This is a genomic window from Marivivens marinus, from assembly GCF_035969385.1.
Classification (GTDB): Bacteria; Pseudomonadota; Alphaproteobacteria; order Rhodobacterales; family Rhodobacteraceae; genus SELP01.
Genome location: NZ_JAYKKJ010000012.1, coordinates 21,204 through 34,967, shown reverse-complemented (window position 1 = coordinate 34,967; position 13,764 = coordinate 21,204). Strand labels below are relative to the sequence as shown.

Genomic DNA, 13,764 nt, shown 5'->3' with positions numbered 1-13,764 from the left:
GGCATGTGGTCTTTCAAATTTCAGCGGGATCGCGTGATCAATCCATCCAGTCGCAGCGGACGCGAACCTGAACCTCGCCCTTGCAAGCCGTGCCGAACCGCAGGTTGATCTGATCCTCGTTCGGCCCCACGCGGACTTCGGAATAGGGAAGTTCATAGACCCGCCCGCCCCCAACCGCCGTCAGGGCACCTATCGGCATCACCGATTCTACGAACCGAGCGTAGCCTTCGAACGGAAGCCGCCCGGCCGTATCGACAGTCCATACAGCCGATTCCGAATTCTCCTTGTGGTTCACGCTGACCGGGTTCTCGGTCACCGTGTTGACGGCCGTGTAGGTGTTGTTCTGGAAATAGACGTTGCGGAACCGGGTCCGATCCAGATCGGCGATGCTGGTGTCGATCCGTTCGGCCCGTTCAATCGCCCCGTCCAGCGCCTTGAACACATTGCCCGACACCGAAAGCCCGTGGATGAACTGCCCCACGCCATGGGGCTTGATCACGATCCAGCTGAACCAGGGGGCCACATCGGCCGCGGTAAAGATGTTACCGGTGATTGAAATGCCCCCAAAGGAATACTGCGCCCCAAGGTCCGGCGTCGCGTCGTGTTCGTTGGTCAGTTCAATCGAACAATTGTCGATGTAGTTGCCGGTAAAGATCGTCTTGTTGTTTGGGCGGGTGAAGATGAACCCGGCCTGCCGCAGCCCGTCGGTTTCGTTGTCCCCCTGAAAGCAGTGATTGCCGACGATCATGCTGCCGGTTCCACCCAGCACAGCGAAATGCTTGAACCGAACGAGGCGGCAGTCACGAATCTTCACATCGTTTGCGTTTGCGTTCACACCCACGGAAATGCGGGTCTGGTCCGGCAGGGTCTGTTCGTTGGAAATGAATTCGCAACGGTCGATCATCATCCCCTGACAGGCGCGGGCGATGCTGGTGATGCCGCGGTTGCGGGGCTTGTTGAAATAGCAATCGCGAAACTGCATCAGCGACCCGTCCTGCCCCAGCATCACCGCGCTGGATTCGCCGTCGCAGTAGAACTCGATATTGTCGAAATGCAGCCGCGAGTATTTGGCGAAACCGGACAGGTCGATCAGGTATTTGAACCGGGTGAAGGTGAAGATCTGGCTGCCATCCACGTCATAGATCTGCTGGCTCAGCGTCAGGGATTGCTGCGCCACATTGACCGCCTGCACATAGACCTCGCGCCCGACGCCATTGCCTTCGACCAGCGACCCAACCGCGATGTTGGCGATATTGGCGACGTTGGTCAGTTGGTAGGGAGTGGCCGAGGAATAGGTCGCCTGCGACGTCACAACATCCGGGTCCCAATTCGGCCCGGCCACTGGCCGCAATTGCCCGTTCTGGATGACGCGGCGGATCTCAAAGGTGGTTTTCGCCCCTTCCGCCGCCTGCATATCAACCGGCGCCGACAGCGAAATGATCCGCCCGCCAAGGTCCAGCGTGTCATGATCCGAGAAATTCAGAAGCGCTTGAAACGATTTCTTGAACGCCAGTTCTTCGTCCTGAAAGGCGTCGAAATAGGTTTCGAAGTCAAAGTTCTTCTGCAGGATCAGCCGCTTGTCGTCGGGCATGGTGACGGTGCCCGCGAAATGGATCTGGTTTTCGATGGTGACATGGTCGCCCAGGAAATAGGTGCCTTCGGATACAAGGACCTCTCGCCCGAATGCGTCAGCGTCGGCGGCCTCGAACGCGGCACTGTCGTCGGTCACGCCGTCCCCCATTGCGCCATAGTCCCGAACATCGACAAAGCCGATCATGTCGCGGATGAAAACGTTGGTCACATCCTCGATCTCGACATCGTCGATCCGGACGACCCCACCGTTCGGGCCGGTCAGATCCAGCCCAAGATGGCCATAGATCGCATCGGGCCAGGTCATATCCACGCCGGTGCGGAACCCGGTGCCGATGATCGCCGACACCTCGACTACCTCGCCATAGGTGGTCAGTTGCACGGAGGGCGCTGTTTCCGTCAGCCCCGGGACATGCGCCCCACCGGCGCCACCGGCCCAGCCCGCGATCCGAACCGCCGGCAACGGCCCCGACACGGCCTTGACCCGCGCGCGAACCTGCAAATAGCACCCCGGAAGGATCGTCGTTTCGCCCATATAGCGCAGCTTGGTCGTCGCCGTGGTCTTCACGATCTCCAGACAGCCCGCGAAATTCGCGTCCGCAGGAACGAAAGCGCCGGTGCCGGATGTGGCATAAGTCTGGGACCCAGGCGTGCCATCCCCCGTCGACCACACATCTAGCCCATTCACAAAGGGCGGCGGCATCAGGACCAGCCCGTCGGTAATTGCCTTGTTCATTCGAAGGTTCCCCTTTCACAGGGGCGGGGTCCGCCGGGTCGGGCAGCCCTGCCCGTCCGCGTCCATGGCCCCGCCCGCCAAATCCTCGACCACGGGCAACGCATTGCACGCGGCCCTCGCGCCAAAGGGGTAGCAATCAATGGTGAAACCGGGCTTGGGGCACCGTCACGGTAGACGGCGCAACAGCGCGGGGTTTCAGACGCCCAAATCGGGGGCGGGAAGAAGGCCAACGCCGTTGATCTTCCATCCCTGCGGGGTCTCGATCATCAGATATTCCAGCATGTGAAGGGTGCCGTTTGAATCCTCGACCAGTACGTCCTGACGCCAGGCGCCATCGGCTTCAGTCAGGTCCATGAACCGGATCGCCTCATTGTCCCAAACCATGGGATAGCCCTCCCGGACCATCAGGCCGAAATTCTCCGGCGTCTGGAACAGGCGCTGGATCATCGGGCTGGCGTGGGTCCATGCCCCGTCCAGATCACGCCCTGTAAAGGCGTCCATCTGGTCGTCAATCACCGCCTCAATGGCGGCGCGGTCCTGCGCGACAACCGGCGTGGCCAGCAGGGCAAGCAGGGCAGTCAGACGTAGCATTTGGGCCTCCCGCAGTATCCCGTTCTTATCAGGATACGGCGGAAGGCCCAAATTGGTTCAGTCTTGGGGTCAGGCGGCCAGTTCGCCGCGCAGGCCGGATTCGATCAGGGCAATGCTTTCCTCGATCCCGTATAGCGCGATGAACCCGCCAAAACGCGGCCCCTGCGACGCGCCCAGAAGGACCTCGTACAGGCACGAAAACCACGCACGAAGCGGTTCGAACCCGTGGTTCTTGCCAACCGCGAAGACGATGGATTGCAGGAATTCCTCGTCCGCCCAGTTTACCTGCGGAAGCGCCTCGTCCGGGGTTCCGGCAGCGGCGTTCTTCTTGGCGATCGCGGCCAGTGCGGTCTGTTCGTCTTTCAGACAGGCAACGAGATCTTCCAGCGCGGCGCGTTCCTGATCGGTCGGCAGGCGGAAGGTGCGGGTCGGTTTCACGAAGTCGTTGAAATACCGGATCGCAAAACCGGCGGCCTGATCAAGATCGGGGTTGCCCTCAGGGCTCGCGTCCGGGGCATAGCGCTGGATGAACCCCCACAGCTTGTCCTTGTCTTGCGCGCCAGACACGGCGGCAAGGTTCAGAAGCATCGCAAAGGGCACGACCATGGTCGAGGCCGGGACGTTGTGGCCATGGATATGGAACACGGGGTTGTTTACCCGGCCCGCGCTGTCCTGCGTCGCATAGGCGCGCAGCTGCTGGTGGTATTCGTCCACCATCTTGGGGATCACATCCCAATGCAGCCGCTTGGCCGTCTTTGGCTTGAGATACATGAAATACGACAGGCTCTCGGTCGAGGCATAGGTGAGCCATTCGTCAATGCTGACGCCATTGCCGGACGACTTCGAGATCTTCTGGCCCTGCTCATCAAGGAAAAGTTCATAGCTGAAGTGGTTCGGCTTGGTCCCGCCCAGAATTTCGCAGATACGGTCATAGATCGCGGTATTGGTCGCGTGTTCCTTGCCATACATCTCGAAATCGACGTCCAGCGCAGCCCAGCGCGCGCCAAAATCGGGCTTCCACTGAAGCTTTACGTTGCCGCCCGTGACAGGCAGCGTCCATTCACGCCCATCTTCATCGTCAAAGGTGATGGTGTGGTTCTCGGCATCCACCGACTTCATCGGAACATACAGCACGCGGCCGGTTTCCGGGTGGATCGGCAGGAAGATGGAATAGGTCTGCTGCCGCTCTTCGCGCAGCGACTTCAGCATGACCTTCATCACCTCGTCATAGCGTTCAACCGCCCGCTTCAGCACCTCGTCGAACTGGCCCGAGCGGTAGAATTCGCGGGCCGAATAGAACTCGTACTCGAACCCGAAGGTATCGAGGAACCGGCGCAGCATGGCGTTGTTGTGATGACCAAAGCTTTCGTGGGTGCCAAACGGGTCCGGCACCGAGGTCAGCGGCTTGTGCATGTGCTCGGCCAGCATGTCCTGATTGGGAACGTTGCCCGGCACCTTGCGCATCCCGTCAAGATCATCCGAGAAACAGATCAGCCGGGTCGGAATGTCCGAGATGACCTCGAACGCGCGGCGGATCATCGTGGTGCGCAGCACCTCGCCAAAGGTGCCGATGTGCGGCAGGCCGGACGGGCCATAACCGGTTTCGAAAAGCACCTCTTTCTTGCCCGATGCTTCCACACGTTTGAGCAGCGCCCGGGCCTCTTCAAACGGCCAGGCTTTCGAACTCATCGCGGCGTCGCGCAGGTCGGACATCGTCATTCTCTTTTCAGGTTTGCGCACCCCCATGGTGCACTTCAGGCGCACTCCCTATTGCGGGGGGCGCTTGGCGTCAATAAATGAAGGGTACGCCGGATAGGAGACAGCCGCATGACGATCGAAACCCCGCTGACCCCGCAGGATGCGCTTGTGGCGCTGATGCTGACCGTGTCGGCCTCGGATTCCGATATGCGGACATCGGAACTGGTGAAGATCAACAACGTGATCAACCACCTTCCGATCTTCGGGGACTACGACACCGACCGGCTGCCGCGGGTGTCCCACATGGTCTTTGACCTTCTCGATCAGGAAGACGGTCTGGACGCCATGTTCGGGCTGGTGCGCGACGCGCTTCCGGAACGCCTGTGGGAAACTGCCTATGCCTTTGCCTGCGACGTGGCGGCAGCCGACGGGCGGATCGAAGACCGCGAAGGTCGGCTTCTTGAAGAAATCCGATACGAGCTGAACATCGACAGGCTGCATGCAGCAGCCATCGAACGCGGCGCACGGGCTCGTCATCTGACGCTTTAGCCCTTGATCACAAGGGCGCCGGGGCCTATACGGCGCCAGTCCGGGGCCGGAATCGGCCACTGGACCTGTGTTCTGTTGGATCACCACCCGCTTTCTTCGGCGGGGTTTGGCCCGGAAGAACCCGAACTAGGAATGACGACCTGAACTCTGGCGGGCGCCACGTGCGGACCCGGAAGAAGACCGAGAGCTCTGAGGACGCGAGAAACTTCACGGGACAACCGTGAGCAAGATAGGAGCGTATCAGATGGACCTGATCGCACAGCTCGAGGCGGAACAGATCGCCTCTCTCGGGAAGAGCATTCCCGACTTCAAGGCCGGCGACACCATTCGCGTTGGCTACAAGGTGACCGAGGGCTCCCGTTCGCGCGTACAGATGTACGAAGGCGTCTGCATCAGCCGCAAGAACGGCAAGGGCATTGCCGGCTCGTTCACCGTTCGCAAGATTTCGTTCGGTGAAGGCGTCGAACGTGTGTTCCCGCTCTACTCAACCAACATCGACTCGATCGAGGTTGTCCGCCGTGGCCGCGTCCGTCGCGCCAAGCTGTACTACCTCCGCTCGCGCCGCGGCAAATCCGCCCGGATCGCCGAAGTGTCGAACTACAAGCCGCTTGACGGCGCCAACGCATAAGGGGACGACCGATGAAAAAGGATATCCATCCCGACTACCACATCATCGACGTCAAGATGACCGATGGCACTGTGGTTCAGATGAAATCGACCTGGGGCAAAGAAGGCGATACCATGTCGCTCGACATCGACCCCTCCGTGCACCCGGCGTGGACCGGTGGCGGCGCCCGTCTGCTGGACGCCGGCGGCCGTGTGTCGAAGTTCAAGAACAAATACGCCGGTCTGGGCTTCTGATCCAAACGACCGCAATGTTTCGAAACGCCGCCCTTCGGGGCGGCGTTTTTCGTTTGGACGGTCGCGAGGCAACCAATCGTTAACTCATTCGCCCGATAATCAGACGCGGTCGCTTGGGGTGGTTATGTTGCACTGGTTCTACAAGGCTATGGTTCCGCGGGGATGGCGGGATACTGCCGCAAAGATCGCTGGGTTTTCGGCGGTCATCGTTCTGTTGAACTTTGCGTTTTCGCGTATCTATTTCGGCGAATTTGCCCTGCCGCCCGGATATGTTGTTTTCAATGCGCTCTGCGTCGGGACGCCCTTTGTCATCCTGTTCTTTCTTCTGGTCCGCAAACAGGCCCGGCTGCAAATCGAACTGTCGCTCAAGTCCCGCACTGATTCCATGACCAACCTCCCGAACCGACGCTGGTTCATGTCGCAGGTGCGCAGTGCCCTGCAACATGATGCGCGTGGGGTGCTGATCATCCTGGACGCAGACCACTTCAAACGTGTCAACGACACCTACGGCCACCAGATCGGGGATCAATGCCTGATCTCGATCGCTTATCGGCTGCGCCGAAGTCTGCGGACCGATGACGTTGTCGGCCGTCTGGGCGGAGAAGAGTTTGGCGTCTACCTCCGCGACACGACAATCCGGCAGGCGCAGGCCATTCTCGCGCCAATGCTTCAGCCCATTCCCTTTTCCGGGGGCCCCGATCTTGAACACCTGACAGTGTCGGTATCGCTCGGCGCGGTCCAGACCCATCAATTCGATGATCTGGACACGCTCATGCGGTTCGCCGATGACGCCCTTTATGCGGCCAAACGAAACGGCCGCGCCCGGATCGAGGTGTCGACCGCCAATGACGACCGGCGCCCCGAACCGCCGGGCATTCGGACCCGGCAAGCGATTTAGGGTCAGGCGCTCCGTGACTTGGCGCGGTTGCGGCGCGGGCGCGATTTGGTGGGTCCGGCGTTGCGCGCTGGGCGCGATGCACCGACCGCCGGTTGGCCACCCCGGCGCGGGCCGCCGCGGCCTCGGCCGCCCTTGGGCTTCTCCGGCTCTTCCGCGCGTTCCCAGGGCCTCCCGGACAAGACCGGGATCGGAGCCTTGAGCACCTTTTCGATATCTCGCATTTCGCCCATTTCATCGGGCGAACACAGCGCAACTGCCATGCCATCCGCCCCGGCACGGGCGGTCCGCCCGATCCGGTGCACATAGTTTTCCGGCACGTTGGGAAGTTCAAAATTATAGACGTGCCGAACATCTGGAATGTCGATCCCGCGCGCGGCAACATCCGTTGCTACCAGCACCTTCACCTCGCCGTCCTTGAACGACTTGATGGCCCGGTCCCGCTGCCCCTGGCTCTTGTTGCCGTGGATCGCGGCAACGCCGAATCCCTTGCCTGCAAGCACGCGGGACAGTTTTTCCATGCCATGCTTGGTCCGGCCGAAGACCAGCGCCCGTTCATCCCGGTGCTGGTCGAGAAGTTCGATCAACAGGTCAATTTTGGCCGCCTTGGCGACATAGTGCACGCCCTGTTCAATCTTGTCGGCGGCCTGCCCCGGCGGGTTGACCTGCACCCGGACCGGATCGGTCAGATAGGTCTGGGCCAATTCGTTCATTTGCTTCGGCATGGTGGCCGAGAACAGCATGGTCTGCCGCTCCTCCGCCAACATCGGGGCGATCTTGCGCAGGGCATGGATGAACCCAAGGTCCAGCATCTGATCGGCCTCGTCCAAGACAAGGAACCGGGTTTCGTTCAACCGCACCGCGCCCCGGTCGATCAGATCGAGCAACCGGCCCGGTGTCGCCACCAGAACGGCACAGCCTTTTTCCAGCCGCCGCGCCTGTCCGGTGATCCCGGCCCCGCCGACGACCAGAACGGTCTTGAGGTGAGTGCCTTCGGAAAACGCGGCAAGGTTATCGGCAATCTGCTTTGCCAACTCGCGCGTCGGTGCCAACACCAGCGCCTTCGCCGTTTTCGGCGTCGGCCGCCCGCCGTCAGACAGAAGTGCGTTCAGCATGGGCAGGCCAAAGGCGGCGGTCTTGCCGGTCCCGGTCTGGGCAAGGCCCATCACGTCGCGGCCGTTCATCGCATGGGGGATCGCCTGCGCCTGAATCGGGGTTGGGTCCTTGATGCCCAGCTCTTGCAGCTTGGACACAAGACGGGGCGAAAGCCCCAGCATATCAAAATCCATCAGTATAGTCCTTTCGGTCCCCGAAACGCGACATCGCGGCGGGGTGATGGGTTGCGCGCTGGGCTGATGCGGGGCCGGATTGCCCCAAACCGCCAGAACGCGGCACCCCTGCGTGACCGTGGGAACCAGAATGTCCGTCACCTTCGCAGCCCAGTCCTTGGGGCGCACTGCTCACGCGGCAGGGGTGTTCGGACTGGCTGCAAATGGGGCTGATGCACAAACAAGTCAACCCCCGATATTTTGCAGGCGCAGCAACGCCAGCGCTTTTCCCGGAGGCTACCCCAACATATAGTGTCGGGGTACGAACAACGGGGATCAGGCAGTGGCGCATATCATCGTAGTGGGCAATGAAAAAGGCGGCGCGGGCAAATCGACGGTCTCCATGCACGTGGCCACGGCACTGGCCCGGATGGGGCACAAGGTCGGCACGCTGGACCTTGACCTGCGGCAAAAGACACTTGGCCGATATGTCCAAAACCGGCAAGCCTTCCTTGCGGCTGAAGGGCTCGACCTGCCGTCGCCCAGCTATCATGAACTGCCCGAGATTGATCAGGCCAGCCTGAAGCCGGGCGAAAACGTCTTTGACCATCGCCTGTCCGCTGCCGTCGCAGGGCTTGAACCTGACGTGGATTTCATCCTGATCGACTGCCCCGGATCGCACACCCGGCTTAGCCAGGTTGCGCATTCCCTAGCCGACACGCTGATCACGCCGCTGAACGACAGTTTCATCGACTTTGACCTGCTAGCCCATGTAGACAGCGCGGGCGAGAATATCACCGGCCCGTCCGTCTATTCGGAAATGGTCTGGAACGCGCGGCAATTGCGGGCGCAGGCCGGGCTGCCGCCGATCGACTGGGTCGTAGTGCGCAACCGGCTGGGCGCGCAGAACATGGTCAACAAGCAAAAGATGGAGGCGGCGCTGAACAAGCTGTCGCGCCGGATCGGGTTCCGCACCGCGCCGGGGTTCAATGAACGGGTGATTTTCCGCGAACTTTTCCCACGCGGCCTGACCCTTCTGGACCTGCGCGATGTCGGCGTGACCCAGTTGAATATCTCGAACGTGGCCGCACGGCAGGAATTGCGCGACCTTATCAAGTCGCTGAACCTTCCCGGCGTTTCCGTCGATTTCTGATCCGAAAGGGCCTGCGTCCCCGTATCACCCATAGAGTGAACTGAGGGCCACATGATACTTTCCCCCCTTTGGCGCACATTCTGGATCGCCGTTTTTGCCGCTTGCGCTCTGACGTCCGCCATCCTTTTTCTGGAACCCATCCTGTCGCAGGTCGATCTTCTGCCGGACCAGGGGGCGGCGTGGTATTATTGGAAACTGCCGGAACAAACCACGATGGGCCAACTGACCGCCTGGGGGTATTATGCCCTGCACCAGTTGTTTTTCTGGGGGTTGATCGCCTGGGCCCAACGACACCGGGACCGATTGCGCGACCGAACCCGGCTGCATCCGGTCAACGTGATCGGCCTGTTCGGAATGCTGGGATTTGGCCTGTTGCACTATCTGCAAACCGCCGTCTGGTATGATGGGCTGGCACAGGACACCTCTGTCTTTTCCTCCCAGCTTTCGGTGATCTTTCTTCTGGTGATCGTGCTGATCATCGAAGCCCCCCGGCGCGGTTTGTTCTTCGGCCACGGCGGCGGATGGCTGGCCGGGGCTCGGCAGGTGCTGATCCGCTATCACGGCTATTATTTCGCCTGGGCCGTCACCTACACTTATTGGTTCCACCCGATGGAAACCACGCTCGGCCACCTTCTGGGGTTTCTTTATACCTTCTTCCTGATGATCCAGGGCGCGCTGGTCTTTACGCGTGTGCATACCAACCGCTGGTGGACGCTTGTGCTCGAGGTCTCGGTTCTGGTTCACGGCACGACCGTGGCCCTCGTGGCGGGGCAGGAATTTTGGCCGATGTTTTTCTTCGGCTTTGCGGGCATCTTCGTTGTCACCCAGATGCACGGCCTTGGCCTGTCGCGGGTCGTCCGGGCCGGGTTCGTCGCGGCCTATGCGCTTGCCATTGTCCTGATCTATTCGGACCGGGGCTGGGCAAATCTGAACGAGGTGATCCGCATCCCCGCGATCGACTATCTGCTTGTGGGCGTGATTGGCGGGCTGATCCTTCTGGCACGGCGGTTTCAGAACACGCGCAAGAAAACCGGCTAGGGCACACCTTCAGCGGTTCAACAAAAAAGCCCCGGCGCGATGGCCGGGGCTTTCAATCGTCGACGTCAGACCGAACTACCGGTCGTCGTCGTCATCATCCTCGTCGTCACCCGGCAGGTTGAAGAAGCTGTCGGCATCGGCGAAATCGCTGTCGGTGCGGTCGTCTTCGTCCTCGTCGTCGCCACGCGGGTCGGTACCGCTGTCAGACAGGGTGAAGGTTTCAAGCCCGGAAATGGCCGTGGGGATCCGCGGTTCCGGATCCATGCCCAGCGACTGTTCGGTCGACACCAGCTTGCGCCGTTCGTCGTCGGACATCACGCCGCCTTCCTTGGCCTTCTTGGCGTTGGCCTTCTGCACGGCGGCATCCAGTTCCGACTGCTTGCACAGGCCCAGCGCGACCGGATCGATCGGTTGGATATTGCCAATGTTCCAATGGGTCCGCTCACGAATCGCCTGGATGGTCGGCTTGGTGGTGCCCACCAGTTTGCCAACCTGGCTGTCGGAAAGTTCCGGGTGGAACTTTACCAGCCACAGGATGGCCGCCGGACGGTCCTGCCGCTTGGACAGCGGGGTGTAGCGCGGGCCGCGCCGCTTTTCCTCGCCCACGGCGGAGGGGTTGAACTTCAGCTTCAGCTTGTGCAGCGGGCTGGCCTCGGCCTTGTCGATCTCTTCCTGGGTCAGTTGGTTGTTTGCGATGGGGTCGAACCCCTTTACGCCAACCGCCACGTCGCCGTCGGCGATGCCCTGAATCTCCAACTCGTGCATTCCCACGAAGTCGGCAATCTGTTTGAAGGTGATGGTCGTGTTGTCCACGAGCCAGACCGCGGTGGCCTTCGCCATGATCGGTTTGTCAGACATCAAGCGTCTCCTAAATCCATGCCTTCCCCGTGCCCCGGATCTGGGGCGGACCGCGGGGGCCCAGTTCTCGTTGTCGGGGAACTCGGGCGCTGTATAGTCTTTCGTGGAACAAGTGAAAAGATCAAAATGGTTCGTCTGATTTCGCTGCTCTTGCTGTGCCTGCAAATTTCCGCCGCCCGCGCCGATGGCACGGCGGAAGACTTCGACTATTACGTGTTGTCCCTGTCATGGTCGCCCAACTGGTGCGATCTGGAAGGGGACGCGCGCAATTCCCCGCAATGCGATGCGGACAGCGGGTTCGGATGGGTTCTGCACGGGCTGTGGCCGCAGTATGAACGGGGCTGGCCGGATTATTGCCGCACCGGATTCAGCGCCCCCAGCCGGGGCCAGACGGGGGCGATGGCCGATATTATGGGAACCAGCGGGCTGGCCTGGCATCAGTGGCGCAAGCACGGGGTGTGCAGCGGGCTATCGCCCGAAGATTATTTCGCCCTCTCGCGCGAGGCCTATGGCCGGATTGTCCGGCCCGAGGTCTTCCGGCGCCTGCAAAACCCGGTGACCCTGCCGGCTTCGGTGGTCGAACAGGCCTTCCTGCGCGACAATCCGGACCTTTCGGCAGACCAGATCACCATCACCTGCCGATCCGGCCAGATACAAGAGGCGCGGATCTGCCTGACCCGGTCGCTGGAACCGCGCCGTTGTGGGGCTGACGTGATCCGGGATTGCACCCTGGATGACGCCCTGTTTCAGCCGCTGCGCTAGTCCGCCACCTTCAGCACGATCTTTCCGATGTGGTCCCCGGCTTCCATTCTTGCATGGGCCTTGGCCGCATCGGCCAGTACGAACGAACTGTCCATGACCGGCGCCACCCGACCCGCGGCAATCAGCGGCCAGACCTGCGCCTCCAGCTCTTCCGCGATCCGCGCCTTGGCAAGTTCTGACTGCGGGCGCAAGGTGCTGCCGGTGATCGTCAGTCGCCGCATCATGACCTGAGCAAAGTTGATCTCGGCCTTCGGACCCTGAAGAAAGGCGATCTGGACCAGCCGCCCTTCATCCGCCAGGGTCTTGATATTTCGCGCGATATAGGACCCACCTACCATGTCGAGGATAAGGTTCGCGCCACCTTCGGCCCGCAGGACATCCACGAAATCCTCTTGCCGATAATTGATCACGCGTTCAGCCCCTAGCTCGGCGCAAGCGGCGCATTTGGGGTCTGAGCCCGCCGTGGCAAAGACCCGTGCCCCAAAGGCCCGCGCCAATTGAATCGCGGTTGTGCCGATACCGGACGATCCCCCATGGACAAGAAACCGTTCTCCCCCACGCAGTCCGCCACGCATGAAGACATTGGACCAGACCGTGAAAAAGGTTTCCGGCAAGCAGGCCGCTTGTCCAAGGTTAAGGCCCGCGGGAATCGGCAGGCAATGGGCGGCAGGTGTGACGACATATTCCGCGTAGCCCCCACCCGGCAAAAGCGCACAGACGAAATCCCCCTTGGCCACGCCTTCGACGCCCGGCCCAACCGCCACCACCTCGCCCGAGGCTTCCAATCCCGGCAGGTCGCTTGCCGTGGGTGGTGGCGCGTAAAGGCCCGCGCGTTGCAGGGCATCGGGGCGGTTCACCCCGGCATAGGCCACCCGCAACAGAACCTGCCCCAAACCGGGGGTCGGAACCGGCCGTGTCGTTTCGACCAGAACCTCGGGCCCACCCGGCTTGGATATCTCGATTGCGCGCATGGTCTCGGGGATCATTGCTCGCCCCCCGTCGACGGGGACCAATGCCCCGGTAAATCGTCCGGCGCTGCCCGCCCCGCCGGGGCGCGGACACCAGAAACCAGACGGTCAATCCCGGCGGCAAAGGGTTTCAATAGCGGTTTCTCTCGCGCGTCCGCCTTGAACTTCTCGAACCGCATGACATCGGCAATGCGGCGGTCGATGAAGGCATCTGTGTCCACCCCGCCACTGTCATCCCCAAGCCAGAACAAAACGGTCGACCCGTAGACGCCCGACAAGATCGCCCGCTTTGAATACCAGTTCAGATCATCCGAGGTATCGCCCAGCGCCCGCCAGATCAGGTCCGCGGTGCCCCAGATCAGCGCCGCCCCTTCCACCGCGTGATGCGGCATTGCGAACAGGGCCGTGCCCCGGCGCACGATCTCGCGGTCGGCCCCGTCAAGGCGCAGATGGATCAGTCGCGCGACACGTTCGGAATAGCGAAGCATTGACAGGTCTTCCGCCGCTGCCCGGTCCAGCATCGCGGCGTCGCCCGCATGATGATAGGCCACCGCCAGATCAACCGCGCCGCGCGGCGCAATCAGCCGTCCCTCGGGCTCTGAAACGCCCAGATCGGCAAGGGCCGCAGCCCATGCGGCGTCGGTCCAGCCGTCAAACGGAACATGTGGCAGGATCGCATCCAGAAGCCGTTGCTTCTGTTTGGAAATCTGCGGTGCGGTCACGGTGGCATCCATGGCGGTCTCCTTCGGAGCATACCCTAGACAAACCGGGGGGGAGTTGCTATAGGCGCGGCTCCT

General features: G+C 61.6%; 14 protein-coding genes. 7 read left to right on the top strand and 7 right to left on the bottom strand.

What is annotated here, in order from left to right; genetic code table 11:
• Positions 1–37: 37 nt before the first annotated feature.
• The 3 genes from U3648_RS15775 to U3648_RS15765 form a co-directional block, all read right to left on the bottom strand.
• Positions 38–2,326, bottom strand: coding sequence for a glycosyl hydrolase family 28-related protein (locus U3648_RS15775; protein WP_420860188.1), 2,289 nt, complete (start codon positions 2,324–2,326; stop codon positions 38–40).
• Between the two features lie 195 nt (positions 2,327–2,521).
• The gene (locus U3648_RS15770) at positions 2,522–2,917 is read right to left on the bottom strand and encodes a DUF4864 domain-containing protein (RefSeq protein ID WP_420860187.1); all 396 of its coding nucleotides are present in this window, start codon (positions 2,915–2,917) and stop codon (positions 2,522–2,524) included.
• 69 nt (positions 2,918–2,986) lie between these two features.
• A complete protein-coding gene (locus tag U3648_RS15765) occupies positions 2,987–4,630 on the bottom strand; it encodes a lysine--tRNA ligase (protein WP_420860186.1) in 1,644 nt (547 codons plus the stop codon).
• Positions 4,631–4,744: 114 nt separating this feature from the next.
• Here U3648_RS15765 and U3648_RS15760 point away from each other — a divergent pair, with 114 nt between their 5' ends.
• From U3648_RS15760 to U3648_RS15745, 4 genes are all read left to right on the top strand, one after another.
• Positions 4,745–5,164 (top strand): tellurite resistance TerB family protein, encoded by a 420-nt coding sequence (locus U3648_RS15760; RefSeq protein ID WP_129685205.1) that lies wholly within the window; start codon positions 4,745–4,747, stop codon positions 5,162–5,164.
• Between the two features lie 244 nt (positions 5,165–5,408).
• Positions 5,409–5,792 carry a 50S ribosomal protein L19 gene (gene rplS / locus U3648_RS15755; RefSeq protein WP_420860185.1) on the top strand — a complete coding sequence of 128 codons (384 nt, stop codon included), beginning with the start codon at positions 5,409–5,411 and terminating at the stop codon, positions 5,790–5,792.
• Positions 5,793–5,803: 11 nt separating this feature from the next.
• Positions 5,804–6,025: a 50S ribosomal protein L31 gene (gene rpmE, locus U3648_RS15750; RefSeq protein ID WP_420860184.1), complete on the top strand. Its 222-nt coding sequence runs from the start codon at positions 5,804–5,806 to the stop codon at positions 6,023–6,025.
• A 148-nt stretch (positions 6,026–6,173) separates the two neighbouring features.
• Complete coding sequence (locus U3648_RS15745) at positions 6,174–6,923, top strand: GGDEF domain-containing protein (protein WP_420860183.1); 750 nt, start codon at positions 6,174–6,176, stop codon at positions 6,921–6,923.
• A 2-nt stretch (positions 6,924–6,925) separates the two neighbouring features.
• Here the strand turns inward: U3648_RS15745 and U3648_RS15740 are convergent, their stop codons facing one another.
• Positions 6,926–8,209 (bottom strand): DEAD/DEAH box helicase, encoded by a 1,284-nt coding sequence (locus tag U3648_RS15740; RefSeq protein WP_420860182.1) that lies wholly within the window; start codon positions 8,207–8,209, stop codon positions 6,926–6,928.
• A 322-nt stretch (positions 8,210–8,531) separates the two neighbouring features.
• On the opposite strand from U3648_RS15740, the gene U3648_RS15735 reads away from it, so the two are divergent.
• Complete coding sequence (locus tag U3648_RS15735) at positions 8,532–9,341, top strand: division plane positioning ATPase MipZ (protein WP_129685195.1); 810 nt, start codon at positions 8,532–8,534, stop codon at positions 9,339–9,341.
• 51 nt (positions 9,342–9,392) lie between these two features.
• Positions 9,393–10,379, top strand: coding sequence for a hypothetical protein (locus U3648_RS15730; RefSeq protein ID WP_420860181.1), 987 nt, complete (start codon positions 9,393–9,395; stop codon positions 10,377–10,379).
• 75 nt (positions 10,380–10,454) lie between these two features.
• On the opposite strand, the gene U3648_RS15725 is transcribed toward U3648_RS15730, so the two are convergent.
• Positions 10,455–11,237, bottom strand: a complete 783-nt coding sequence (locus tag U3648_RS15725) for a DUF1013 domain-containing protein (RefSeq protein ID WP_420860180.1) — start codon at positions 11,235–11,237, stop codon at positions 10,455–10,457.
• A gap of 126 nt (positions 11,238–11,363) precedes the next feature.
• On the opposite strand from U3648_RS15725, the gene U3648_RS15720 reads away from it, so the two are divergent.
• Complete coding sequence (locus U3648_RS15720; RefSeq protein ID WP_420860179.1) at positions 11,364–11,999, top strand: ribonuclease T2 family protein; 636 nt, start codon at positions 11,364–11,366, stop codon at positions 11,997–11,999.
• Here U3648_RS15720 and U3648_RS15715 read toward each other — a convergent pair.
• Both U3648_RS15715 and U3648_RS15710 read right to left on the bottom strand, forming a co-directional pair.
• On the bottom strand, positions 11,996–12,982 hold the full coding sequence (locus U3648_RS15715) for an NAD(P)H-quinone oxidoreductase (RefSeq protein WP_420860221.1): 987 nt from the start codon (positions 12,980–12,982) through the stop codon (positions 11,996–11,998). The two genes, U3648_RS15720 and U3648_RS15715, sit on opposite strands and share 4 nt — an antisense overlap.
• Positions 12,982–13,701 (bottom strand): COQ9 family protein, encoded by a 720-nt coding sequence (locus tag U3648_RS15710; RefSeq protein WP_420860178.1) that lies wholly within the window; start codon positions 13,699–13,701, stop codon positions 12,982–12,984. Before U3648_RS15710 ends, U3648_RS15715 begins: the two co-directional genes overlap by 1 nt.
• Positions 13,702–13,764 lie beyond the last annotated feature (63 nt).